Origin of the sequence: Microbacterium saccharophilum (genome assembly GCF_007992455.1) — a bacterium.
Lineage (GTDB): Bacteria > Actinomycetota > Actinomycetes > Actinomycetales > Microbacteriaceae > Microbacterium > Microbacterium saccharophilum.
Genome location: NZ_BKAH01000004.1, coordinates 1 through 24408, shown reverse-complemented (window position 1 = coordinate 24408; position 24408 = coordinate 1). Strand labels below are relative to the sequence as shown.

Here is a 24408-nt window from a genome sequence, read left to right as displayed (position 1 = left end):
CGTCACCGGAGGGTGACGCTCGCGTTCTCGTTGTTGAGGACGATGATCGGCGTGATGGTCGACAGCCCCGCCGCGCGGATCCTGGCGGCATCGAACCGGACGAGCGGCGTGCCCTCGGTCACCGACTGCCCGGCCGTGACGAGCGTCTGGAAGCCCTCGCCCTTCAGCGTGACGGTGTCGATGCCGATGTGGATGAGCAGCTCCGTGCCGTCCTCCAGCACCAGCCCGATGGCGTGTCCGGTCGGGAAGACCGACGCGACGGTGCCGTCCGCCGGAGCGACGATCGTGTTCCCGGTGGGCTCGACCGCGATGCCCGGTCCCATCGTGCCGGCCGCGAACATCTCGTCCGGCACCTCCGACAGCGGCAGGACCCGGCCGGCGACCGGCTGGCGCAGCGCGAGGCTCGCGGCGGCGGGTGCCGCCACCGCGGTGCGTCCGCCCGACGCCGGGATGTCAGCATTCGGCGCGGCGGTCACGACGTGCCGGCCCTCGATGATGTCCTCCATGGCGTCCTTGACGAACTGCACGTTCAGTCCGTAGACGACCTGCACCGACTTCCCGCCGGGCTTCACGGTGCCGGCGGCGCCGGCACGCTTCAGAGCGCGCTCGTCGACCTTCGAGACGTCCGCGACCTCCATGCGCAGGCGGGTCGCGCAGTTGTCCAGGTCGGTGATGTTCTCCGCGCCGCCGAGCCCGTCGATGAACTTCGCGGCCGTGGCGTGGTAACCCGTCGCCGTGGAGGCGACCGTGTCGTCGTCGACGAGATCCGCGTCGTCCTCCCGGCCGGGCGTCTTCAGGTCGAACCGCTTGATGACGAAACGGAACGTGAAGAAGTAGACGAAGAACCAGAACACGCCCATCACCGGAATCAGCCAGGGATTCTGTGCGAGCGGGTTCATCCACTGCAGGACGAGGTCGATGAAGCCGCCCGAGAAGCCGAAGCCCATCCGCACGGGCAGGAGCGTCGCGATCACCATCGAGATGCCGGTGAAGAGAGCGTGGATGACGTAGAGCCAGGGCGCCAGGAACATGAACGAGAACTCGAGCGGCTCGGTGACGCCGACGAAGAACGAGGCGAACGCGGCCGACAGCATGATGCCGTAGGTGACCTTCTTCCGCGTGGTCTTCGCGGTCAGGTAGATCGCCAGGGCGGCACCGGGAAGGCCGAACATCATGATCGGGAAGAAGCCCGTCATGTACTGGCCGGTCACCCCGAAGGTGCCGTCCGCGTTGAGGAAGTTGCTGAGGTCGTTGATGCCGGCGACGTCGAACCAGAACACGGAGTTCAGGGCGTGGTGCAGGCCCAGCGGGATCAGCAGTCGGTTGAGGAAGCCGTAGATGCCGGCGCCGATGGGCCCGAGCGTGGCGATCCACTCGCCGAACGTCACGAGACCGCCGTAGACGATCGGCCAGATGAACATCAGCGCGATCGCGACCACGAGCGAGAGGCCCGCCGTGACGATGGCGACCGAGCGCTTGCCGGAGAAGAACGACAGCGCGTCGGGAAGCTTCGTGTCCTTGAAGTGGTCGTAGCACCACGCGCCGATGAGGCCGCAGATGATGCCGACGAAGACGTTCTGCACCTTGCCGAACGCCGGGTCCACGTCCTCGATCGTGGCGCCGGTGAGCGTCTGGATCGTCGCGGGGCTGAGCATCGTCGTGACGGTCAGCCACGAGACGAGGCCCGCCAGCGCCGAGGTGCCGTCGGACTTCCGCGCCATGCCGATGGCGACGCCGATGGCGAACAGCAGCGCGAGGTTGTCCAGCAGCGCGCCGCCGGCCGCCGCGAGGAACGCGGAGACGACGTTGTGGTCGCCGCCGTTGGCGCTCTTGATCCAGAACCCGATGCCGGACAGGATCGCCGCGACCGGCAGCACGGCCACCGGAAGCATGATCGATCTGCCGAGTCTTTGGAAGAACTTCATGGACTCTCCAACCCGAAGGGATGACGCGCCCCGGGGGCGCCTACGACTGGGAGGCTACACACGATCCCGCCCGTTCACAGGAAGCGTTCAGGTGCGTCGCCGGTTCGCCCCGCGGCGGCGGCGTGGACCGGTGCCGTCTTGGCGACCGCCCTCGCGGGACCTTCGACCCGACGGAGCGGGGGCCGCGCGACGCAGAGTGGCAGGGAAGACCGACCTGCGAGAAGGGACACGCCATGAGCGAGCACACCGACACGGACCGGATCATCGTCGGGGTCGACGGGTCGCCATCCTCCATCGCCGCGCTGCGCTACGCGGCGCGCCTCGCCCGTGTGCTGGACGCTCCGCTGGAGGCGATCACGACCTGGGTCTACCCGCCGTACGTGGACTACGCGCTCCTGGGCGACTGGTCACCGGAGGAGCACGCCCGCGCCGCCCTCGACGAGGCGGTCACCGCCGCCTTCGGAGGCACGCCTCCCGAGCGGTTCACCGCGACCACCCTGCCCGGGTCGCCGGCCGACGCCCTCATCGGGGCGAGCAAGGATGCGCAGATGCTCGTCCTGGGCAGCCGCGGCCATGGCGGGTTCGCGGGTCTGCTGCTCGGCTCGGTCAGCAATGCCTGCGCGGCGCACGCCCGCTGCCCGGTGCTCATCCTCCGCGCCGACGTCGCCGTCGAGGACGACGGGTCGGCGCCCGGACGTCACGCCGCAGCCGCACCGGCGTGAGGTCCGAGGGCCGCGGGGGCGCGTGAGCCCCCGCGGCCGACCTTGGGCGCCGCCTTCCGCCGCGTGATCCACCGGTCGTACAGTGACGGTGACGGTGGCCGAAGGGGGCGGGGTGGGCGGAGCGGCGGCTGCGACGGCTGCGGAGGACCAGCCGCCCGTGGGACTCGTCCTCGCGGCGGAGGATCGACTGCGCGCCCTGTTGGCCGCGACGCAGTCCGTCGTGCAGCCGTTGGACCTTCCCATCGTGCTCCGCCGGATCGCGCGCGCCGCCGCGGACCTCGTCGACGCGGAGTACGGCGCGCTCGGGGTGATCGCCCCGGATCGCCACGGCCTGGAGCAGTTCGTCTACGTGGGGATGACCGATGCCGAGGCGGTCCGCATCGGCCATCTTCCCGAGGGCCATGGACTGCTCGGCGCGCTCATCACCGATCCGGCATCCATCGCCCTGCCGGAGATCTCCTCCGACCCGCGGGCGGTGGGCTTCCCGCCGCACCATCCGCCGATGCATTCCTTCCTGGGCGTGCCGGTGCGCGTGCACGGCGAGGTGTTCGGGAACCTCTACCTCACGAACCGCCGGCGCGGGAAGTTCACCGACGAGGACACGGCGCTCGTGGAGGCGCTCGCCACGACGGCGGGCTTCGTCATCGCCAACGCCCGCCTCTTCGCGCAGGCGCGAGCACGGGAGGAATGGATGACGGCGGCCGTCGAGCTGTCCGCTGCCCTCCTGTCCACCCCGCGTGCGGCCGCGCTCGACCTCCTCGCGACGCGCGTGCACCAGGTGGCAGGCGCCGACCGCGTGGCCGTCCTGCTCGTCGCCGACGACGACGGGTTCCTGCAGGTCGCGGCGGCGCGGGGATCGGACGAGGAGAGCCTGCGCGGCGCGCTGCTCGCAGAAGCGGACACCTTCGCCGGCGCCGTGATCCGGGATGCGCTCCCCCGTGTCGCGGAGGACCGCTCCGGCCCGGCAGCGGACCCGCTCGTGGTGCGCGCCGCCGGTGCGGCGGGCCCGGCGATGGCGATCCCGCTGCGCTCCCAGACCCGGCTGTGGGGCATCGTCGCGGTCGCGCGGGCTCCCGGTGCGGCAGCCTTCACGCCCGCCGACGTCACGGCCGCCGCGGAACTGGGCGCGCGCGCCAGCCTGGCTCTCGACCTCGCCCACGCCCGCGAGGGGCAGGAGCGGGCGCTCCTCGCCGACGAGCGAGCCCGTATCGCCCGTGACCTGCACGATCACGTCATCCAGCAGCTGTTCGGCGCGGGGCTCACGGTCCGCGCGGTGGCCGGCGCCCTCGAGCCGGGGCCGGCGGCGGATCGCCTCGACGCCGCCGTCGGCGAGCTCGATGACGCCATCGCACAGATCCGGACGGCGATCTTCGCGCTCTCCGCCCGGGATGCCGACACTCTGCGCCACCGCGTCATCGATGTCGTGGCGGGCCTGTCCAGCCACATGTCGCGCCCGCCCACGGTGCGCTTCCGCGGGCCCATCGACCATGCGGTCGGCGGCCGGCGCAGTGAGGATGTCGTCGCCGCGGCACGGGAGCTCCTCAGCAACGCGGTCCGGCACGCCGACGCCGATCGCATCTCGGTCGAGGTCACCGCACGCAACGGCTGGCTGACGGTGCATGTCGCCGACGACGGCGATGGGATGGGTACGCGGACGCGCCGGAGCGGACTGCAGAACCTGCAGGACCGCGCGCAGCGCCACGGGGGCGACCTGCACGTCGAATCGAGCAGGGCGGGCACATCCGTGCGATGGTGCATACCGATGACGGCATCCGAGACGAGCGCGGGATGACGGAGATCTTCCTCGTCGACGATCACGAGGTCGTCCGCCGCGGCATCGCCGACCTCTTGCGAATGCAGCCCGATCTCGTCGTCGTCGGCGAAGCGGGCGATCTCACCCACGCGCTGCGCCGGATCGAGGCGACGCGTCCGCATGTCGTCGTCCTGGATGTCCGCCTGCCGGACGGGAGCGGCATCGACCTCTGCCGCACCATCCGCTCCCGGATGCCGGAGGTCGCGTGTCTCATCCTGACGGCCTACGACGATGACACCGCCATCTCCGCGGCCGTGCTGGCGGGAGCGGCCGGGTACGTGCTCAAGGACATCGCGGGAAACCGGCTGGTCGAGTCCATCCGCGCTGTCGCCGCGGGAAGGAATTTGCTCGATCCCTCGATGGTGCGACGGGCGAGCACGCGCATCCGGGAGAGCGCCGCCGACCCACGGCTCGGATCGCTGGGGCTGCGGGAGCGCCAGATCCTGAAGCTCATCGCCGACGGGATGACGAACCGCCAGATCGGCGAGACGCTGGGTCTGGCGGAGAAGACCGTGAAGAACTACGTCTCGTCGCTGCTCAGCAAGCTGGGTCTCGATCGGCGGACCCAGGCCGCCGTGTTCCAACTCGAGCACCGGGACGAGAGGCCCACGATCGATCCCGAGTGACCATAGTCCCCCCGTGGCGCCGTCCGCCGGCGGAAGGTGAAGCCATGACCACCAACGAGCCTTCCACGCGGGTGACGGCGACCATCGTCTTCGAGTCCATGTTCGGCGCGACGCGCCGCATCGCGGAGGCGATCGGCGCGGGCCTCCGGTCGGCCGCCCACGTCGAGGTGGTGCCGGTGCACGATGCGGGCGGGCTGGCGTCCGCCGACCTGCTGATCGTCGGTGCGCCGACGCACGCCCATGGGCTGAGCCGCCCGCAGACCCGCGCGGACGCGGCGAACTGGGTCGCGCGGGCGGCGTCGCACCTGCACCTCGAGCCGTATTACGACGGCGACGGCGTACGGGAGTGGCTCGCGGCGGCGCCGCTCCCGGCGCGCGGCTTCGCCGCGTACGACACGCGAGCCGACATGCCGCGGATCTTCAGCGGGTCGGCCGCCGCGGGCATCGACAAGCGGCTGCGCAAGCGCGGCGCGGTGCCGCTCGCGGACTACCGGAGCTTCCTCGTCGACAAGGACAGCGCGCTCGTGGCGGGCCAGGTCGAGGAGGCCGAGCAGTGGGGACGCCTCCTGGGCGCGCGGCTGCTGGAGAGCGCGGACACCCGCGCCTAACCTGTCCGCGACGGCCAGACCCCGAGAGCCAGCAGGACGAGGCCGATCTCGAGGCAGCCGATGCCGAAGTACAGCGCCTGCAGCGCGCTGAAGGGGATGACGACCATCTGCACGAAGATCCAGAGCAGGCACGCGTAGCCGGCGACCACGGCCGCCAGCGGAGCCCAGCGCCGGCGGCGCAACCACGCGACGAACGCCAGGGCGTGCGTCCCCCCGATGCCGACGACCAGGAGCATCCCGGGGACGAGGTAATCTCCGAACGGGCTCCCCTGCAGATACTCGGCGGGCGGGACCAGGACGGACGACGCACCGGACAGGCTCCCCCACATCAGCGTGACGCCGCCCGCCGTCGCCGTGAGCGCCGTGAAGGCCGTCAGCACGAGCAGCGTGCCGCGCACGCCGCGCCGTCCGACCTCACGCACCGAGCCCCGCCAGAGCGAGGTAGATGAGGTAGACCGGCCACACGGCCGCCTGGAGGAGGCCCAGGACGACGCCCCAGAACGTACCGCCGGACTGGGAGACGAAGTAGATGGCGGCGCCGATGTACGCGAGCAGGAAGAAGAAGCCCCAGGGGCCCGCCTTCTCCACGACCCGCACGCCGCGGCGCCCGCCGGCATCCATGGTGTTCATGCCCCCACGATGGCCCCGCCCCGCTGCGTACGGTGGGCCGAACGTCCCGCGTCGCGCGGGTGATCAGGTCCTGCGGCGGCGGGCGACCCCGATCCCGATGAGCACGAGCCCGATGAGCAGCACGATCGGCCCGATCGTCGCCCACAGCGACGAGCCGCTCATGGCCGAGCCGCCCAGCACGTTGAGACCCTGCAGGGTCCAGATGAGCCCGACGATCACGAGGATCGCGCCGGCGACGAACCACGCCCACATGCTCTTCACGCCCTCACCCTAGTCCGAGCGGACCGGCGTGGGCGATGGGATGGGCGATCCGCAGGAGCGGGTGTGGCCGGCGGGGCGGATGCGCCTCATGCGCCACACCCGTCACGCTCGATCCTGCCGTTCGCTCGCGAACGCCGCCGGAAACACGAAATCCCCGGGGGAACCGGGGATTGTCGTGGACCTCCGTAGAGAGTTTGAGAACCCCTGCCCACACCTGAAGACCCTGTCTTTGCGCAGGTCGCGCGGGTTCTACAAGCAGGACCGACGCTCGTCTCGCCCCTCCATGGTGGACTCCAGGGGTCGGATGGTGCGTTCACTTGGGATGGCTCAAACCCTTCTTCGGGCCGAGCAAGTCGACGAGCTGGTGGCGAGGTACCGCGACGGCGCGACGCTCGTTGAGCTGGCCTCGCTGTTCAGCATCCACCGCCGGACGGTCGCGGAGCATCTGACGCGGCGGAAGGTCCCGATCCGCCGTGGACGATTCGACCCTTGCCGCATTCACGAAGCAGCCGACCTCTACGACAGCGGGTTGACGCTGGTAGAGGTCGGCTTGAAGGTCGGTGCGGGGCCGCAGGCGGTTCGCCGCGCGCTGGCCGAGCATGGCGTTCCGATTCGCGGGGGCGGTGGACGACGCAGCCGGATGGCCACTGCCTCCTGACCCGCGATGTTCCCTGAGCTGAGCCTTACGCGAGCACGAGGGGTTCGCGCTCGTCGGCACGCGCCTCGCGCCGCTCGTCGCGCCGGACCATCGCCTCACGGATACGCACACGGACGAGCAGCACGACGCTGACCGGACCCATGACGATGAACTTCAAGGCGTTCCAACACCCCCACAACACGACCAAGTGAAGCCAACCGGGGCCGCCGTCGGCGACGAGGCTGGAGCAGATGGTTGCGACCAGGACGTAGGGGGCGGCAACAAGCATGGCGGGGAACCCCCACTTGAGACCGCGCCGCGTGCGGATGGCAGCGAGCAGCCGGTTGCTCGGCATGTAGCGGTGGAGGAAGTCGCGGGTACGGACGCTGAGCATCCAGATGAAGCGGAACATGGTGGGCCTCTCAACACACGTGTTTCTCCGTCGAGGAGGCAGAACGTGTATGAGTGCCCGAGGGCCGTCCCGGAGGACCCGCAATATGAGGAGAACCTGCCTCGTCTCACACTGTACGCCGGGCTTGGCGCGCACGGAAGACCGGGTCGCTCTCTGCGCACCTCTCAGGCATGAGCCCGAGGGGAGCACGACCATGCCGAGCTTGAGTGAGATTGCACGGGACGAGCGCACCGCACGGATGGTGCTGTCGATGCTCGTTGAACCGGACGACGCCGCGACGGGTCACCTGCTCGCCGCGGTCGACGGCGTCGAAACCCTGCGGCTGGCCGAGTCCGACGACCCTGTACCTGGCCTCGGCGACGTTGACGCCCAGGTCTGGCGCGGACACTTCGCCGCTCCGGGCGTCGACTCACTTGGCGAGCGTCTCCTCCATGCACGGCGAATGGGGCTCGGCGTCTTGATCCCCGGCGACGACGAATGGCCCAGTTCGCTCGGCGATCTCGGAGAGCGAGCCCCGTACGCGCTGTGGACTCGCGGGGCGTCGTCGTTCCTCGCACGCCCACTCGTCGAGCTCGTGACCCTCACCGGCGCACGAGCTTCAACTTCCTATGGCGAGCACGTCGCCGGGACGCTCACCTCCGATCTGGCTGCCGCCGAGCGGATCGTCGTCGCAGGCGGTGCTTACGGCATCGAAGGTGCCGCCCATCGCGCGGCGCTCGTCGCCGGTGGAGACACCATCGCCGTCCTGGCGAATGGCGTTGATCGCGCGTATCCGGCGGGCCACAGCGAGCTGCTCGGTCGTGTCGCCGATGTCGGTCTTCTGGATCGCCAGCGCGGTGAAGATGAGCAGCAGGGCGGCTGCCTTGCGGTCGGATGACTCGCGCTTGTGCTTCAGCCGAGCCGGTATCAGCGGTTCGACGGTGGCGGCGGCGGGGGCACTCATGGCGCCCAGCATAGGGGCGCCGGGCGGCACCCGTGTTTCGCGGAGCACTCCGCTCGCACGCGGCACCGTAGCCTGGAGCGATGCGCGAATTCCTCGCCGGCGTGGCGTTCCTCGGCCGCGGGCTGGCCATGTGGCGACGCGTGCCCGGAACGATGGCTCTCGGCCTGGTCCCGGCGGCGGTCGTCGGCATCGCGCTCTTCGCGGGTCTCGTCGCGCTCTCCCTCCACCTGCCGGCGCTGGCGGAGTGGATGACGCCGTTCGCCGACGGGTGGCCGTCGTTGTGGGCGGGAGTCGTGCGCGTCGCGGCGGGCACCGCGGTGCTCGGCGCGGCGCTCGTGCTGATCGCGATCTCGTTCACCGCGCTCACCCTGCTGATCGGCGAGCCGTTCTACGACCGCATCTGGCGCGCGGCGGAGCGCGAGCTGGGCGGCCCGCCGCCGGAGGCGGAGTACGGATTCTGGCGGTCGGTCGGCGACGGGGTGTCGCTCGTCGCACGCGGCATCGCCATCGCCGTCGCGGCAGGTCTGCTGGGGCTCATCCCGTTGGTCGGTGGCTTCGTCGGCGCGGTGGCGGGCATCCTGATGACGGGCTGGCTCCTGGCCGACGAGCTCTCCTCGCGTGCTCTGACCGCGCGCGGCATCGACCGCACCGCCCGCCGCGCGTTGCTGCGCGGCCACCGGGCCCGCGCGCTCGGTTTCGGCGTCGCCACGCAACTGTGCTTCTTCGTGCCCCTCGGAGCCGTGCTGATCATGCCCGCGGCGGTCGTCGGCTCGACCGTCCTCGCCCGATCGCTCGTCGAGCCCGTGCGCGAGGTCGGCGCCTAGCCCGAGACCCCGGACGCGACCGCCAGGTGCGCGGCACCGATCGCCGCGACGGCGCTCGCGCTCGGGGCGTATCGCACGCGCGCGCTCAGCTCGAGCGAGTCGATGAACGCCGAACGCGTGCCCCACTCGTCGAGGACCGCGCGCACGGCCGCGATGAGCGGGCTCCCCTGCGAGATCATGCCTCCACCGATCACCACCACGTCGACGTCGACCGTGAGCACGAGCAGGCGTACCGCCGCCGCGATGTTGTCCACGAGCTTTCCGCGCGCGAACACGGCGACCGGGTCGCCCGCGTCGGCCGCCGCGATCAGTCCCGCGAGTGCGCGCGGGCCCTTCCCGGGCCACAGCCGCGCGATGGCGGCGCCCGAGGCGCTCAGCTCGAGGCATCCGCGCTGTCCGCACGCGCAGAGGGGACCGCCGGGTTCGACCGGGATGTGACCGATCTCGCCCGCCGTACCCCGGGCCCCGCGCCGGAGCCGTCCGTCCAGCACGAGTCCGGCGGCCAGCCCCGTGCCGAGGTTGAGGTACGCCATCGACTCGATCCCCGGTTCCGCGAGCAGATGCCACACGCCCACCGCGGCGGCGTTCACGTCGTTCTCGACCGTGATCCGACCCGGAAAGCGCCGGGCCAGCTCCCGCCGCAACGGCAGGCGCGTGACCCCCAGGTTCACGGCGTGCGAAACCTCGCCGGAGTCGCCGTCCACGACACCGGGCACGCCCACGCCGATCGAGGTGACCGCCTCGGCCGGAAGACCGCTGCGATGCAGCAGTTCCTCGACCACGGCGAGCGCCGTCGCGGTGACCTGGGCGTTGCCGTGGCCCGTCGGCATCCGGAACGTCTGGGCGACCTGGCCCGCGGCGGCCCCGGCGGCGACCTCTCCGCCGGCGGGATCGTTCAGCAGCACGCCGACGGTCTTCGTGCCTCCGATGTCGATGCCCACCCTCACGCGCGCGACCCGCCTTCGGCGACGAGCTCGTACCCGTGCCGGATGTCGACCGCGCCACCGCCCCGCTCGTCGGATGTGCGGATGCCTTCGAGCACCTCCAGCACGTGCCGGCCAAGATCGCCGCTCGCCCGCGGTGCGCGTCCCTGCTGGAGTGCGGATCCCATCTCGAGCAGGCCCATGCCGATGCGGTTGCCCTCGCCGCCGTCGATGTGGACCTCGTCGAACCCCTCGGCACCCGCGGAACGGAGGAACGCCGGCCCTCCCCAGGCGTTGGGGGCGGGGCAGATCAGCGAGCCGGTCGTGCCGTGCACCTCGAGTCGCGGCGTGCGCGTTCCGTGCACGTCGAAGCTCGTCACCAGGGTCGCCACGGCGCCGCGCGCGAAGCGCAGGAGGGCGGCGACGTGCGTCGGCACGTCGACGGGGAAGCGTGACCCCGCACGCGCGCCCGTCAGCACCGACCGGGTATCCCGTCCGCGGGTGGACGCGCCGGAGACGCTCGCCACCGGACCCAGCAGGGCGACGAGGGCCGACACCCCGTACGGCCCGCCGTCCATCAGGGGGCCCGCACCGGGCTGGTACAGGAACTCCGGGGCCGGGTGGAACGCCTCGGGTCCGGCGGTCATCATGAAGGCGTTGGCCGAGACCGGGACGCCGATGGCTCCGTCGGCGATCAGTTCGGCGCACCGCCGCAGCCCGGGGCCGAGGAACGTGTCGGGGGCGCATCCGACGCGCAGGCCCCGCGCGGCCGCGGCCGCGAGTACCTCGTCGGCCTCCGCCAGCGAGCCCGCGAGCGGCTTCTCCGTATACACGTGCTTGCCGGCCGCGATGGCCGCGAGCGACACCTCGGCGTGGCCCGCCGGATTCGTCAGGTTGAGGACGAGATCGATGTCGTCGTCGGCGAGCAGCTGGTCGACGGCCACGGCACGCGGGATGCCGAAGGCGCGGGCCGTCGCGTCCGCGCGCGCCGGTTGCGCGTCGGCGCACGCGACGACATCGAGCACCGCCGGTGCATCCAGGTTGAGCAGGTACTGGCCGCTGACGTTGCCGCAGCCGACGAGGCCGACCCGCACCGGGCGACCGGGAGCGATGGAGCGTGACATCGGGCTAGCGCAGCGAGATCTCGTGGCCGAGCGCGGCGGATTCGTAGACGGCCGCGAGCATCCGCATCATCTCGACGCCGTGCTCCACGGGCGCGAGCTGCGGCCCGACACCGCGGCACGCGTCGACGAAGGCGCCGATCTCGCTCCGGAACCCCTCTTCGAAGTCGAACGCCAGCAGGTCGACCTGCGGCGTGACGTTGAGCACGGTGTCGTGCTTCTCCAGCACGATGCGCAGTTCGGGCTCGAGTTCGGCGCCGCCGCGCTCACCGAAGACCGCGACGGCGAGGCGGTCCTCGGCCGCGTGCAGCGAGTAGCTGGTCTCGAGCAGGAGCGAGGCGCCGTTCTCGAAGCGGATGAGGGCCGTGGCGAGGTCTTCGACGTCGCTGAGGTCGGGGTCGTAGTCGGCGACCGTGTACCGCGAGAGCGAGGTGATGTTGGCGCGGTTGCCGAGACGCGAGTCCGTCACGCCGCTCACGGTCACGGCGCGCGGGCATCCCATCATGTACCAGCACAGATCGAGCACATGCACGCCGATGTCGATCAGGGGGCCGCCCCCGGAGCGGGCGCTGTCGGCGAACCAGCCGCCCGGGTTGCCGATGCGCCGGATGTTGGTCGCCCGGGCGTAGTAGAGCTCGCCGAGCTCGCCCGCGTCGACGAACGACTTCAACACGCGGGCGTTCGAGGAGAACCTGCGCACGAACCCGACCTGCACCATCCGCCCGCTCTCCGAGACGACGGCCTCGAGCTCTTCGGCCTCGGCCACCGTCTTCGACAGCGGCTTCTCGACCAGCACGTCCTTGCCCGCGCGCACCGCTCGCGCAGCGATCTCGGCGTGGCTGTCGTTCCACGTGCAGATGCTGACCGCCTCGACGACGGGGTCTGCGAGCAGCTCGTCCAGCGAGGCATAGGCGCGGATGCCGCGCGCCCGGGCGACATCGCGCGTGCGGTCCGGCCGGATGTCGTAGACGCCGACGAGTACGGCGTCGGGGTGCGCCTGGTAGGCGCCCATGTGCATGGCGGCGATGCTCCCGGCGCCGATGACGGCGACGTGCAGGGCGCTCACGGGCGGTCCGCCGAGGCGTCGGCGAAGAGCCGCATGGCGTTGGCGAGCCCGCGTTCGGCACCGACGAGCGCGTCTTCGATGCCCTCGAACTCGATGGAGACGAATCCGTCGTAACCCGAGGCGACGATCCCCTCGACGATGCGGCGCATGTCGAGGTCGCCGTATCCGACGATGGAACCGAGCAGGTACATGCCCCCGGGGGTGTGGTGCCATCCCTCGCCGGGGTACTCGCGACGGATGTAGAAGTCCTTGAGGTGCACGATCGAGGCGACCGGGGCGTTGAGCGCGACCGAGACCGCGGCGTTGTCGTCGACGGAGAGGAAGTTGCCGACATCCAGCGTCGTCCGGAAGTTGGGCTCGTCGACCAGGTGGATGAGCCGCCGCACCCGTTCGCCGCCGTTCATGAGCAGGCCGTGATTCTCGACGCTCGTGGTGATGTCGTACTGGGCCGCGTACTGCGCCAGCTCGCGGCATCCGTCGACCATGCGCGGCATCAGTGCCTCGAAGTCGGCCACGTCGCGGTCCTTCATCGCCCACGGGGCGACATCGTGGCGGAAGAGCCGGATGCCGAGCTCGGCCGCGACGTCGATGTGCCGCTTGAGGCGCGCCATGCTGGCCGCTGCCCCCGGACCGAGCAGGTCGCCCGGCACGACCAGGTTCGACAGCGTCACTCCCGCGTCCCCGGCATGCCGGCCGATCGCCGCCACGAACTCCGGGTCCTGGTCGAGCGTCGAGGTGTCGTTCGAGATCTCGGGCGAGAGCGACACCGTCGCGATCTCCATGTGCGTCGCGTCGCTCTCCGCGATCCAGTCGATCACGTCGAACAACGACATCCGCCCATCGCGGAGGTACTGGTAGAAGCTGTATGAACTGAAACCGAACTGCATGCGGGACCTTACTTCTCGACGACTTTCGGGGCGGCTATCGGGGGGAGGGAGTCGTAGTGGGCGCGCCGGGCGGCCTGCTCGACCGGATCGGCGACGGGCGAGGCGAGCAGCAGGCGCTGCGTGTACGGCTCGGCGGGCGTGCTCGTGACCGTCTCGGCGTCACCCTCCTCGATGATCCGTCCGCGCAGCATCACGGCCACGCGGTGGCTGATGTGGCGCACGACGCTCAGGTCGTGCGAGATGAAGAGGTATGCCACACCGGTGTTCTCCTGCAGCTCGATGAGCAGGTCGAGCACGCGCGCCTGGGTCGTCAGGTCCAGCGCAGACACGACCTCGTCGCAGACGATGAGCTTGGGGCCGCGGGCGAGAGCGCGCGCGATCGCGATGCGCTGGCGCTGACCCCCCGAGAACTCACGCGGCAGGCGCCGAGCGGCGTCGGCGGGCAGTCCGACCCGGTCGAGCAGTTCCCGCACGCGTCGATGGGCGTCGGCGCGTGACGCGCCACCCGCCGTGAGTGGCTCCGCGAGGATGTCCGACACCGTCATCGCCGGGTTGAGGGACGAATACGGATCCTGGAATATGACCTGGATGTCCTTGCTCAGTGCACGTCGCGCAGACCGCGGGAGGCGGGCGATCTGCGCGCCCTGGAAGGCGATGTCTCCGGCCGTGACGGGGGCGAGCCCCAGGATCGCGCGTCCCAGCGTGGTCTTGCCCGAGCCCGACTCGCCGACGAGCCCGAGCGTCTCGCCCGTCTCGATGGCGAGCGACACGTCGCGCAGCGCCGGGAAGTCGGGGCGCCGCCATCCCTTGACGGGATATGCGACGTCGAGGTGAGAGACCTCCAGCAGCGGCGCGGTCACGACGCGCCTCCCGCCCGCACCCGCTCGGCGCGCGTGGGCGCGGCGTCGAGGGTCGACGACAGCAGCTCTCGCGTGTACGGATGCTCCGGCGCGGCGAACAGCTCCGCGACCGGCTTCGTCTCGACGATCTCGCCGCTGCGCAGCACCGCGACGCGGTCGCAGATGTCGGCGACGACGCCGAGATCGTGGGTCACGAGGATCATGCCCATGTGCCTCTCCTGCTGCAGTTCTCGGAGCAGGCTGAGCACGCCCGCCTGCACGGTGACGTCGAGCGCGGTCGTCGGCTCATCCGCGATCAGCAGTTCGGGATCGCACGACACGGCACCGGCGATCAGCACGCGCTGAGCCATTCCGCCGCTGAGTTCGTGCGGATAGGCGCGCATCGTGCGCGGCGGATCCGGGATCCCCACGCGTGCGAGCAGGGCGAGCGCTCGTTTGCGCGCCTCGCCGCGGGAGATGCGGAGGTTGTGGCGCATGGGGCGCATCAGCTGCGCGCCGACCGTGAACGACGGGTCCAGATTCGACATCGGCTCCTGCGGGACGTACGCGATCTTCGTTCCCCGCAGACCCTCGAGGAAACGCTCGCTTCGACCCAGGAGGGACTCCCCGTCGAGGACGACGCGCTCCGCGGAGACGACCGCCTCCACCGGCAGCAGGCCCAGGATGCCGAAGGCGAGTTGCGACTTGCCCGAGCCGGACTCGCCGACCACGCCGAGCACTTCCCCGCGGTCGACGTGGAGGGTGGCGCCCTCGAGCACCACCTTCTCGCGGCCGTCGCCGGCGGGGTACGCGACCCGGAGGCCCTCGACGCTGAGCAGCGCCGCCGGTGCGCCGGCGTCCGGACCGGCGCCCGCGCCGCTCGCGGGCGCCGCGTGGGCCGTCGGTGCGGCGACGATCGCCGCGGCCTTGCGCGCACGCCGCGCGCCGCGCGAGCGGGGTGCGGTCATGCGATCCGTCCCGAGCGCGTCCGCGATCGCCGCCCCCAGCACGACGAGCGACATCACCGTGAGCGCGATCGCGGCACCGGGCGCGAACACCAGTTCGGGCGCCCGGTAGAAGGTCTGGAACGCCTCGCTGAGCATCCCGCCCCAGCTCGGCCTCGTGGGGTCGCCGAATCCGAGGAATTCGAGGCCGGACTGCACGATGATGGCGAGGCCGAAGACGAAGGATGCCCGCACGAGCACCGGCCCGACGACCACGCTCAGAACGTGCCGGAAAATGATCCGGCCATCCCTCAGGCCCGAGACGCGGGCGGCATCGACATAGAGCTCCGAACGCACGTTCACGACGACACTGCGGGTCAGGCGGAACAGGTCGGGCGAGGCGAGCAGACCCAGGGTGATCATGGTCGGCGCCAGGCCGCTCCCCAGCGTCGTGATCACGACGACGATGATGAGGATCTCCGGCAGCGACATCAGCAGGTTCGCGACCCAGCTCGAGATCCCGTCGATCCATTTGGCGTAGTAGCCCGCGAGCAGACCGAACGGAATGCCGACCACCATCGCGGTGACGATCATGATCACGCCCGCCTCGAGGCTGACCCGGCTGCCGTACAGCAGACGACTCAGCACGTCGCGACCGCTCGCATCCGTTCCGAGCGGGTGCTCGCCGCTCGGCCCGAGCAGCGTCTGCGACAGCACGATGAGGTTGGGGTCGTGCGGCGCGAGCACGGGGGCGAACAGTGCCGCGAGGACCACGAGCAGCAGGATGCCGGCCGCGATCATGCCGAGGGGGTTGCGCACGAACCGGCGCAGCCGGCGCAGCGTGACGGGCGCCGCGTTGTCGACGGCGATGGATCCGGGGTCGGGGATGCTCACGCGGCACGCACCTTCGGGTTGAGCGCGCTGTACGCGATGTCGATCACGAGGTTGACGGTGACGATGAGCAGCACGGTGAACAGCAGGACGCCCATGATCACGGGGATGTCGCTGTTGCCGCTCGCGTTGATCGCGACGGAGCCGATGCCGCTGAGTCCGAACACGCGCTCGACGATGGCCGCGCCGCTCATCGCGGCGATGAACTGCAGGGACAGCATCGTCAGGGCGGGTGGCGCGGCGTTGCGGAGCACGTTCGTCAGCAGGATCCGGCGCGCGGGCAGGCCGCGGCTGCGGAGCGTCCGCACGTAGTCCTGCGACGAGACGGTGATGACGGAGGTCCGGAGCTGCTGCGCGATCGCGGCGATCGAGCCGATCGAGAGCGCGATGATGGGCAGGACGATGCTCGAGAGCCACCCGACGGGCGAGTCGAGGAACGGCACGTAGCCGGTCGCGGGGAACCATCCGAGACGCACGGCGAAGACGAGGGCGAGGATCATCGCGATCCAGAAGTTGGGCAGCCCGAAGCCCAGCACCATCACGACCTGCAGGACGCGGTCGATGGCACCGGGACGGATGGCGGCGATGAGGCCGAGCGTTGCGCCGATGACGGCGGCCACGACGACGGCGCCGATGGCGAGCGAGACGGTCACGGGCAGCCGGCTCACGAGCAGCTCGAGGACATCGGCGTTCTGCGCGGACGACGTGCCGAGGTCGCCGCGGACGGCGTGGGACAGCCAGTCCCAGTACTGCTCGAGGAGGGGCCGATCGAGGCCCAGCTGGGCCCGCTTGGCGGCGACCTGGTCGTCGGTGGCGTACAGGCCGACGGCCCCGCGCGCGGGATCGGCGCCCGTCAGCGCGAGGAAGAAGAACATCCCCGTCACGACGACCCAGGCCAGGAAGACCCCGGCCAGGAGTCGCCGGAGAACGAATCTCACCATGTTCGGCGGTACCTTTCGTTGATCGCGGGGGCGGGACATCCTGGGCGGGATGCCCGCCCCCGCGATCGGGCGGAACTCAGTCGGCGGGTGCGAAGAACCGCAGGCTCGGGATGAGCTGGGCCTGCTGCATCGTCACCGCGATGTCGTCGCTCGACAGGTAGACGTTCTGCTGCAGGACGATCGGGGCGAACCAGGCGTCCTCGACCAGGTGCGTGTTCAGCTCCTGGTACAGCTCGGTCTGCTCATCGCCCTGCGTCAGCGGGATCTCGGCCAACAACGCCTCCACCGTGGGGTCGGTGTACTTGAAGTTGTTCCACAGCGACGTCGGGGTCAGCTTGTTCAGCACGTCGGTCCAGGCGGGGATGTTCGTCGAGAACGACAGCATGAACGCCGGCTGCCCCTTGAGCGTTTCGAGACCGCCGTTGGCGAACCCGTTGATCGGCACGGGGGTCATCGTGATGCCGACCTCCGCCAGGTACTGCTGGACGATCGGCACGAGCGGCGTCATGAAGCCCTCGGAGTACGAGATCGGGATCTCGAAGCCGTCGGGGTAACCGGCGTCCGCGAGCAGTTCCTTCGCCTTCTCGGGATCGTACGGGTACTCCTCGTTCAGCGCTTCGACCCAGGCCTGCGAGGCGGGGTTGAAGGTCTGCGTCGAGACCTGGCCGAATCCGTTGTAGTACGTCTCGAGGATCGTCTCGCGGTCGAGCGCGTAGTTGATCGCCTGGCGGACTTCGACCTCGCCGAGCGCCGGCGAGAGCGTTCCGGCGCGGTCCTGCAGGATGATGCCCTGCCATTCGCCGGGTACCGTCTGCACGGTCAGACCCTCGGCCTCGGCCTGATCGACCATGTCCGGCGTGCCGTACATGAACTGGATCTGACCCGTGGTCAGGGCGTTGAAGCGCGCGGTGAAGTCGGTCAGCGGTTTGATCACCACGGTGTCGAACGGGTACGCCTCGGCGTTCCAGTAGTCCTCGTTCCGCTCGAATGCGTAGCTCGCGGCGGCCTCGGAGTTCGCCGCGTCATAGACGTAGGGTCCCGATCCGACCGGGTCGGTGCCGATCGTGCCGGCCTCGAGCGCCGCGGGGCTCGCCATGAAGCCCAGATAGGTGGCGAGGGCCGCCAGCAGCCCGGGGTTCGGGGCGACGAGGTCGAGCACGACGGTGTAGTCGTCCTGGACGACGACGTTCTCGATCGACTTCGCAGCCTCGGACGCGCTGCCCGTGCCCGCCTTGCGGGCGGCGACGTTGGCGACGACGGCCTCGGCGTCGAAGGGGGTGCCGTCCGTGAACGAGACGCCCTCCTTCAGCGTGAGCGTGAGCTCGGTCAGGTCGTCGTTGTACGTGAACTCCGTCGCGAGGTTCGGCTCGATCTCACCGTCGGCGGTCTTGCGCAGCAGGGGGTCGTACACCGCCTCGGCATAGCTGATGATCGCCCCTTCCTTCATCTCGCCCGGGTCCCACGACAGCACGTCGCCGTTGTTGCCCAGCACGAGTTCGCGCGGGGTGTCGGCGCCGGCGTCGCTGTCTCCGGACGTTCCGGCGCCGCAGCCGGTCAGCACCAGGGCGGCGGCGAGGGCCAGCGTGCCCATCTGGACGATTCTTCTCATGATCTTCTTCTCTGTGGCGAGCCACGGTCGGGTACGGGATGCGGGTTTGCTGCGGTGGGACGGGACGAGCTGTCGATAGGGGATCTGCGGATCACGACACCCCGAGTTCCCTCGAGAGGACCATCGCCGCGGCGCCGCGCAACACGATGTCGTCGCCGAGGCTGGTCATCCGCACCTTCACGGACCCGTGGAACTGGGCCATCGTGCGCGCGCGGAGGGTGTCGATCAGGGACTCGACGAGAGGACCGTCGAGAAGCTGCACGGGGCCGCTCAGCACGACCTCGCTGAGGTTGAGCGCGCCGACGATCGGGGCGAGGGCTATCCCGACCCATCGGCCGGCCTCCCGGAGGATCGCGTCGTGCTCCGCGGGCGAGCTCGCGCCGGCGAGTGCCGCGTCCAGTCGCGGTGCGGCAAGCCGGGTCTCGAGGCATCCGCTCTTGCCGCAGACGCACTCGGACCCGTCATCGCCGACGACGACGTGTCCGATCTCTCCCGCCGCGAACGCGCCGCCGTACACGGCGGTGCCGGCCACGACCAGTCCGGCCCCGACGCCGCGTCCGATCTTCAGGAGCATCATGTCGCTCGAGGCGCCCCCGAAGCTGTGCTCGGCGAGGGCAGCGACGTTCGCGTCGTTGGCGACCACGACCGGGAGCCCGGATCGCCGGGCGACCTCGGCCTCGAGCGGCCGGTCGGTCCAGCCCAGGTTCGGGGCGGTGAGCACGACTCCGGCCAGGTCGACGATGCCCGGGGAGCCGATCCCCACGCCGAGCAGGGGCTGTGTGGCGGCGAGTCGGAGCTCGTCGACGATCTCGTCGACGAGCGCCATCGCGTCCTCGCCCGTCCGCCCGCGCAGGGGGACGTCGAGCCGCGACACCACTCGCCCGTCGAGGGTCATGAGCGCGCCCCTCAGCAGCGAGTGTCCGCTCAGGTCGATGCCGATGATCTGGAAGGCGTTGGCGTCGAACTCGAGCGCGGTCGCGGGCTTACCCGGACCGGCCCGCTTGCTCAGGCCGGCCTCGACGACCAGGCCGTCCACGATCAGCTCGGCGATGAGGTCCGACACGGTGACGCGCGTCAGTCCCGTCTCGCGTGCGAGGTCCGCGCGACTGAGCCCCGTCGTCGTGTAGAGCGTCTGCAGCACGAGCGCGCGGTTGTGGCGGCGAGCCTCTTCGGGCATCACCTTGCGCGTCGGCCGGAGCGCGCGCCCCGAGGACTGATCGATGGACATGAACGTTAGTAAAACGTACGAACAAATTCTTGTCACCCCCTCGAAGCAACTGTTACGAGGCAGAAACATTGAATTTACCGGGCGCGAGGATTACGGCGGTCTCGTTAACAAATTCGACATCACCGGACCCCGCGGCCACGTTTCGACACCGACCCCGGGGCTCCCGCGACTACGCGCGTCCGCCCGGCGGGCCGATGATCAGCAGGGCGACGAAGACCGCAGCGACCACGAGCATCACGAGGACGCCCAGGATCCACGGGCGGCGCAGCAGCTGCCGCATGAGGCGGTCGTGCCAGGCACGGTCCCGCACATCCGACGTCGGCTCGCGTCTCCACTCCCCCGCCAGGCGACCGCCGCGGTGCAGCCAGATCTCGGTCGGGATCGTCGCGTACGGCACGATCGCGCTGGCGATCGCGACGACCGTGGGTCCCGCGCGCCAGCGTTGGTTCTTCGCCACCAGCACCGCGGTCGCCGCATACGCGAGGAAGACGAAACCGTGGATGCCTCCCCCGACCGTCAGCTCGCCCCGGCCGGTGAACGGTTCCTGCGGGCGCTGCGCGGTGACCCAGACCGACGCAAGTTTCAGCAGCCCGGCTCGGTGTTCGTGTTGCACACCCTGGCGGTTGCGGACGTTGCCGTGGAGCTTCTCGAACACACCCGTCTCGGCCTTTACGAAGTGCTCGAGCTCGAACCCGAACCCGTATGCTGGCGCACCTTCCAATCCGGCTCCGGCGTCCTGACGCTCAAGCCCGACCTGCTGGCCGTCACCGCCGATAGCGAGACGGAGAGCCACTTCTTCATCGAAGTCGACCGAGGCACCGAGCACCTGCCCGCCATCCGCCGCAAGTGCGACCTCTACCAGAGGTACTACCGCGACGGGAGCGAGGAACGCCTCCGCGGCCTCTACCCGGCCGTCGTCTGGATCGCTCCAGATGAGCTACGCGCCAACGCCATGCGAGAGGCCATCGAGAAGGACCGGAACCTCGACACCGACCTGTTCACGGTCATCACGACAGAAGACGCACTTTCCACCCTGGCCCCGTACGGGCCGCCCACCACTACCGACTCACCTCGAAAGGAGGATCACCACCCATGACTTCATCAACTCAACTCGCCCTCGACTTCGCCCGCGTCGTCCCCGCATCACTCGACCAAGCGGAGACCGCCATGCGGATCCTCGAGGACTGGGCGGACGGCGACAGCACCGACATCGACGAGGGCATCGCTCGGCTCCTAGCCGCCACCATGCACTCCGGCCCCCACAGCGCACTCCACCAATTCGCCGCCACCGGAGAACTCATCGCCGACCAAGCCCTCGCCGAACTCGGCGACGTTCAGGTACCGCTGGAACGCGAAGCCTGGGTCGATGCGCTCGGCCGCTACATAATCACGGGCGGAGGGCACCGCTCATGAGCGAACACGAACAGCACCCCACCGCTGAAGCGCGACCGGCATCGGATCGAGAGACTCCAGACTGGCGCCGCCTCGAGGTCGCGAAGGGCCGCTTTGGCCAGATGATTTCCGACGGCATCGCCCAGGCGCTCGCCGAGAACACCGAGATCGACGACGGCACCGCCCGCTGCATCGCACACGTCCTCGGCCGCGCCTACGGACGAGAATCTCACCTCGCGGACTTCGGCCGCACCGGCGAAGGCCACTACCTCTCGCTGCGCGACGAATACCTCGATCTATATAGCTCCGAGCAGGCGGACCCGGTCACCAAGGAACTCATCGACTGGCTCGGCACCTACCTGGTGCAGCGCGAGAACACGGGCACCGGCCGACGCTTCATGAATGAGCACCTGCCGCCGAAGCTCGGCCAACTCCTCGTGCGCACCAGCATCCCCATCGGCAGCGAACGCTTCATCGTCCACATGCCGGCCGACTGGCACAGCGGCCAAGAAGACGAGCTCATCGAGCTACTGGCCACCCTGCAGCTCCCCGAAGACCCCGCCCTCCAGGCGTTCCTGTCCCTTCCCGACGTCAGCGCCGGAACCGACAACATTATGGAGAGCTTCCACGAAGCCTTCGCCGGCACCTACGCAAGCGAGGAAGACGCGCTGCGTGCTCTTAGCCCGCTCGAAGACTGGGAGACAAGTCTCGCGGACTGGTGCATCGACAACGGGGTCGATTACGAGGCTCTGGAGTGGAACTACGCGCCGCTCATGGCCCGGCTCCGCGACGTGTACGACATCGTCGAGCTGAAGGAGGCGCTCCATGCCTTCATCAAGTAGCGGCGCCCCGCCACAGATCCGCGGACCAGCCCAGTTCGCCCACGGCAGACAGCCACCGTTGCCCATTTCACAACGGAAAAACGCCGATAAAACGGTAAAATTAGAGAGTAAACGGAGCACACCCCGCATGATCAGACTACTGACATCAGGCCCGCGCCCCGGCCCGAGAAACTCGGGGGCGCCCACTCCACCACATCTCTCTCGAAAGCTCGCCGCAGTCGCGGTTGCAGCCCTCGCCCGCACGGAAGGAGGGCAGCGATGAGCGTGCCCGAACTCGATGGCCCGAACCCGTTCGCCGCCGCTCCCCCGTCGCTGCAACCAGTCGTGATCGACCTGGACGAGGCGGAGTCCTACGACGCGTTCTCCAGTGTTGATGCGTTCGCTGGCGTGGACGCACCACCCGGATCGCGGGCGGTCATCTACCTGCGTGTGTCCAGCAAGGGTCAGGTCAATACGGACTACGACCCGGAAGGCATCTCCATCCCCGCGCAGCGCATCTCCTGCACCCGTAAGGCCGAGCAGCTCGGCCTCACGATCGTGGGCGAATACCTCGAACCCGGCCGCTCCGCGACCGAGATGACCAAACGCATCGCCTTCCAGCAGATGCTCGAACGCATCCGCCGCGACCGCGACGTCGACTACGTCATCGTCTACAAGCTCTCGCGCTTCGCCCGCAACCGCATCGACGACGCGGTCGTCATGGCAGACCTGCAAAAGCGCGGAGTCACCCTCGTCTCCGCGACCGAGCAGATCGACGCCACCCCCGTCGGGCAGCTCATGCACGGCATCCTCGCCGCCTTCAACGAATACCGCTCCCGCGAGGACGGCGCAGACATTGCCTACAAGATGGGACAGAAGGCGAAGAACGGTGGCACCATCGGACGCGCCCCGATCGGCTACCAGAACAGTATCGACCGCATCGAGGGCCGCGAAGTGCGCACCGCCACCATCGACCCAGAACGCGCACCGTTCGTGAAGCTTGCGTTCGAGATGTACGCCACTGGGCAGCACTCATTCCAGGACATCGCCGATGAACTCACGGACCGCGGACTCACCACTCGCCCGACAGCACGTCGCCCGGCCGGGCCGATCTCGGATACGAAGATTCAGCGGATGCTCCGCGACCGGTACTACATCGGTGAGATCACCTACAAAGGCGAGGTCTACAAAGGCCGGCACGAACCGCTCATTGACGAGGGGCTGTTCGACCATGTCCAGGGCGTGCTCGGCACTCGTGGCGTCGCCAACGAGCGTCGCCGTGTCCACACGCATTACCTCAAGGGCAGCCTGTGGTGCGGACACTGCCGCCTCGAACGGCAGACCAACCGACGCCTCATCCAGCAACGCACCGTCGGACGGCACGGCGGCGAGTACTGGTACTTCTTCTGCCGCGGCGCCCAAGACGGCACCTGCGACGCACCCTACGTGAACGTCGACAACATCGAAGCCGCAGTCGAAGAGCACTACAAGACCATCGAGCTCAGCCCCGAGTTCATCCAGGTTGTGCGCGAGAACCTCGAAGCCGCGCTCCGTGATCAATCGAACGCCGAGCACCTTCGACGTAGCCAGCTCGAGGACCGGTTGAAGGCGCTTCAAGCGAAAGAGGATAACCTCCTCGACCTCGCGTCCGACGGCTCGCTCCCACAGGAGCGCATACGAGAACGCCTTCGAGAAGTCGGCCGCGAGCGAGAGACACTCCGCGAACAACTCTCCAAGACCACAGCGGACCTTGACGCAGGCAAACGGCACATCGAGGCATTCCTTGCACTGCTCACCGACGTGCGTGCGCTCTACATGAGTGCAGGCGACGAAGTGCGCCGCGCACTAAACCAAGCCATCTTCAACAACATCTACGTCGCCCACGACGACGTGATCGGGGATGACGTGAAAGTCCCGCTTCGCGAGCTCCTCGCGGCACAGCGAGGCTGGATGGCCTACACGGCGCACCTTCCGCGCACAGCAGCCGATACGAGTGCTCATGCCGAGAAGCAAAGGCACACCGGCCCACAACAACAAGAGACCGCCCTGGCGGGCGGTCTCTTGTTATCAGATCTTGTCGGACTTACTGAAGCCTTACTCACCGGCATCTACGAGGACGGTGATTCGAGTAAGACTCTTATGGTGGACCTGAGGGGACTCGAACCCCTGACCCCCTGCATGCCATGCAGGTGCGCTACCAGCTGCGCCACAGGCCCGGATGGTCTCGCGGATGCCCAAAACCCCCGGAATCTTGCCCTTTGGCTTCACTCCGGTGGTGGTGACTGCCAGCATATGCGACTGGACCTAGAGGAATCTGGACGGCCTTCGCGGTCTATCGAACTGTC

At 69.5% G+C, this 24408-nt stretch carries 25 protein-coding genes, 1 tRNA gene and 1 pseudogene; 11 read left to right on the top strand and 16 right to left on the bottom strand.

Features of this window, described 5'->3' with window-relative positions; translation table 11 throughout:
• Positions 1–2 precede the first annotated feature (2 nt).
• Positions 3–1892: an N-acetylglucosamine-specific PTS transporter subunit IIBC gene (nagE, locus tag MSA03_RS05815; protein WP_244946343.1), complete on the bottom strand. Its 1890-nt coding sequence runs from the start codon at positions 1890–1892 to the stop codon at positions 3–5.
• A gap of 266 nt (positions 1893–2158) precedes the next feature.
• Here nagE and MSA03_RS05810 point away from each other — a divergent pair, with 266 nt between their 5' ends.
• The 4 genes from MSA03_RS05810 (at position 2159) to MSA03_RS05795 (ending at position 5694) form a co-directional block, all read left to right on the top strand.
• Positions 2159–2647 (top strand): universal stress protein, encoded by a 489-nt coding sequence (locus tag MSA03_RS05810; protein ID WP_081782674.1) that lies wholly within the window; start codon positions 2159–2161, stop codon positions 2645–2647.
• 88 nt (positions 2648–2735) lie between these two features.
• A complete protein-coding gene (locus MSA03_RS05805; protein WP_170245459.1) occupies positions 2736–4439 on the top strand; it encodes a sensor histidine kinase in 1704 nt (567 codons plus the stop codon).
• On the top strand, positions 4436–5086 hold the full coding sequence (locus tag MSA03_RS05800) for a response regulator (protein ID WP_028495588.1): 651 nt from the start codon (positions 4436–4438) through the stop codon (positions 5084–5086). The genes MSA03_RS05805 and MSA03_RS05800 overlap by 4 nt, the downstream gene beginning before the upstream one ends.
• Before the next feature lie 44 nt (positions 5087–5130).
• On the top strand, positions 5131–5694 hold the full coding sequence (locus MSA03_RS05795; RefSeq protein WP_147049988.1) for a flavodoxin family protein: 564 nt from the start codon (positions 5131–5133) through the stop codon (positions 5692–5694).
• Here MSA03_RS05795 and MSA03_RS05790 read toward each other — a convergent pair.
• The 3 genes from MSA03_RS05790 to MSA03_RS05780 form a co-directional block, all read right to left on the bottom strand.
• Positions 5691–6116 (bottom strand): hypothetical protein, encoded by a 426-nt coding sequence (locus tag MSA03_RS05790; protein WP_147049987.1) that lies wholly within the window; start codon positions 6114–6116, stop codon positions 5691–5693. The two genes, MSA03_RS05795 and MSA03_RS05790, sit on opposite strands and share 4 nt — an antisense overlap.
• Positions 6109–6324, bottom strand: coding sequence for a hypothetical protein (locus tag MSA03_RS05785; protein ID WP_244946342.1), 216 nt, complete (start codon positions 6322–6324; stop codon positions 6109–6111). The genes MSA03_RS05790 and MSA03_RS05785 overlap by 8 nt, the downstream gene beginning before the upstream one ends.
• A gap of 63 nt (positions 6325–6387) precedes the next feature.
• Complete coding sequence (locus MSA03_RS05780; RefSeq protein WP_147050112.1) at positions 6388–6576, bottom strand: hypothetical protein; 189 nt, start codon at positions 6574–6576, stop codon at positions 6388–6390.
• 331 nt (positions 6577–6907) lie between these two features.
• Between MSA03_RS05780 and MSA03_RS05775 the strand changes: the two genes are divergently transcribed.
• Positions 6908–7243, top strand: coding sequence for a helix-turn-helix domain-containing protein (locus tag MSA03_RS05775; protein WP_244946341.1), 336 nt, complete (start codon positions 6908–6910; stop codon positions 7241–7243).
• Between the two features lie 25 nt (positions 7244–7268).
• On the opposite strand, the gene MSA03_RS05770 is transcribed toward MSA03_RS05775, so the two are convergent.
• Complete coding sequence (locus MSA03_RS05770) at positions 7269–7634, bottom strand: sulfate permease (protein WP_147049986.1); 366 nt, start codon at positions 7632–7634, stop codon at positions 7269–7271.
• 193 nt (positions 7635–7827) lie between these two features.
• Between MSA03_RS05770 and MSA03_RS05765 the strand changes: the two genes are divergently transcribed.
• Both MSA03_RS05765 and MSA03_RS05760 read left to right on the top strand, forming a co-directional pair.
• Positions 7828–8511, top strand: coding sequence for a DNA-processing protein DprA (locus MSA03_RS05765; RefSeq protein WP_147049985.1), 684 nt, complete (start codon positions 7828–7830; stop codon positions 8509–8511).
• A gap of 146 nt (positions 8512–8657) precedes the next feature.
• The gene (locus MSA03_RS05760) at positions 8658–9401 is read left to right on the top strand and encodes an EI24 domain-containing protein (RefSeq protein ID WP_147049984.1); all 744 of its coding nucleotides are present in this window, start codon (positions 8658–8660) and stop codon (positions 9399–9401) included.
• On the opposite strand, the gene MSA03_RS14550 is transcribed toward MSA03_RS05760, so the two are convergent.
• From MSA03_RS14550 to MSA03_RS05710, 10 genes are all read right to left on the bottom strand, one after another.
• Positions 9398–10348: an ROK family protein gene (locus tag MSA03_RS14550; protein ID WP_147049983.1), complete on the bottom strand. Its 951-nt coding sequence runs from the start codon at positions 10346–10348 to the stop codon at positions 9398–9400. The genes MSA03_RS05760 and MSA03_RS14550 overlap by 4 nt on opposite strands.
• Complete coding sequence (locus MSA03_RS14545) at positions 10345–11448, bottom strand: Gfo/Idh/MocA family protein (RefSeq protein WP_147049982.1); 1104 nt, start codon at positions 11446–11448, stop codon at positions 10345–10347. The genes MSA03_RS14550 and MSA03_RS14545 overlap by 4 nt, the downstream gene beginning before the upstream one ends.
• Before the next feature lie 4 nt (positions 11449–11452).
• A complete protein-coding gene (locus MSA03_RS05745; protein WP_147049981.1) occupies positions 11453–12511 on the bottom strand; it encodes a Gfo/Idh/MocA family protein in 1059 nt (352 codons plus the stop codon).
• Positions 12508–13398, bottom strand: coding sequence for a sugar phosphate isomerase/epimerase family protein (locus MSA03_RS05740; protein WP_147049980.1), 891 nt, complete (start codon positions 13396–13398; stop codon positions 12508–12510). Before MSA03_RS05740 ends, MSA03_RS05745 begins: the two co-directional genes overlap by 4 nt.
• Before the next feature lie 8 nt (positions 13399–13406).
• Positions 13407–14258 (bottom strand): ATP-binding cassette domain-containing protein, encoded by an 852-nt coding sequence (locus tag MSA03_RS05735; protein WP_147049979.1) that lies wholly within the window; start codon positions 14256–14258, stop codon positions 13407–13409.
• Positions 14255–16075, bottom strand: coding sequence for a dipeptide/oligopeptide/nickel ABC transporter permease/ATP-binding protein (locus MSA03_RS05730; protein WP_244946340.1), 1821 nt, complete (start codon positions 16073–16075; stop codon positions 14255–14257). The genes MSA03_RS05735 and MSA03_RS05730 overlap by 4 nt, the downstream gene beginning before the upstream one ends.
• Positions 16072–17013 (bottom strand): ABC transporter permease, encoded by a 942-nt coding sequence (locus MSA03_RS05725; protein ID WP_147049978.1) that lies wholly within the window; start codon positions 17011–17013, stop codon positions 16072–16074. The genes MSA03_RS05730 and MSA03_RS05725 overlap by 4 nt, the downstream gene beginning before the upstream one ends.
• A gap of 76 nt (positions 17014–17089) precedes the next feature.
• Positions 17090–18622, bottom strand: coding sequence for an ABC transporter substrate-binding protein (locus MSA03_RS05720; protein ID WP_147049977.1), 1533 nt, complete (start codon positions 18620–18622; stop codon positions 17090–17092).
• A 91-nt stretch (positions 18623–18713) separates the two neighbouring features.
• Positions 18714–19850, bottom strand: coding sequence for an ROK family transcriptional regulator (locus MSA03_RS05715; RefSeq protein ID WP_174799854.1), 1137 nt, complete (start codon positions 19848–19850; stop codon positions 18714–18716).
• Between the two features lie 169 nt (positions 19851–20019).
• Positions 20020–20313 (bottom strand): DUF3817 domain-containing protein, encoded by a 294-nt coding sequence (locus MSA03_RS05710; RefSeq protein ID WP_371863075.1) that lies wholly within the window; start codon positions 20311–20313, stop codon positions 20020–20022.
• A 33-nt stretch (positions 20314–20346) separates the two neighbouring features.
• Here MSA03_RS05710 and MSA03_RS05705 point away from each other — a divergent pair, with 33 nt between their 5' ends.
• From MSA03_RS05705 to MSA03_RS14680, 4 genes and pseudogenes are all read left to right on the top strand, one after another.
• The gene (locus MSA03_RS05705; protein ID WP_147049975.1) at positions 20347–20946 is read left to right on the top strand and encodes a replication-relaxation family protein; all 600 of its coding nucleotides are present in this window, start codon (positions 20347–20349) and stop codon (positions 20944–20946) included.
• The gene (locus MSA03_RS05700) at positions 20943–21263 is read left to right on the top strand and encodes a hypothetical protein (protein ID WP_147049974.1); all 321 of its coding nucleotides are present in this window, start codon (positions 20943–20945) and stop codon (positions 21261–21263) included. The genes MSA03_RS05705 and MSA03_RS05700 overlap by 4 nt, the downstream gene beginning before the upstream one ends.
• Entirely contained in the window at positions 21260–22084 is an 825-nt protein-coding gene (locus MSA03_RS05695) for a hypothetical protein (protein WP_147049973.1), read from the top strand. The genes MSA03_RS05700 and MSA03_RS05695 overlap by 4 nt, the downstream gene beginning before the upstream one ends.
• A gap of 258 nt (positions 22085–22342) precedes the next feature.
• Positions 22343–23251: pseudogene (locus MSA03_RS14680) on the top strand (recombinase family protein); the annotation flags it as partial.
• Positions 23252–24203: 952 nt separating this feature from the next.
• On the opposite strand, the gene MSA03_RS05680 reads toward MSA03_RS14680, so the two are convergent.
• Positions 24204–24279, bottom strand: a tRNA-Ala gene (locus tag MSA03_RS05680).
• Positions 24280–24408 lie beyond the last annotated feature (129 nt).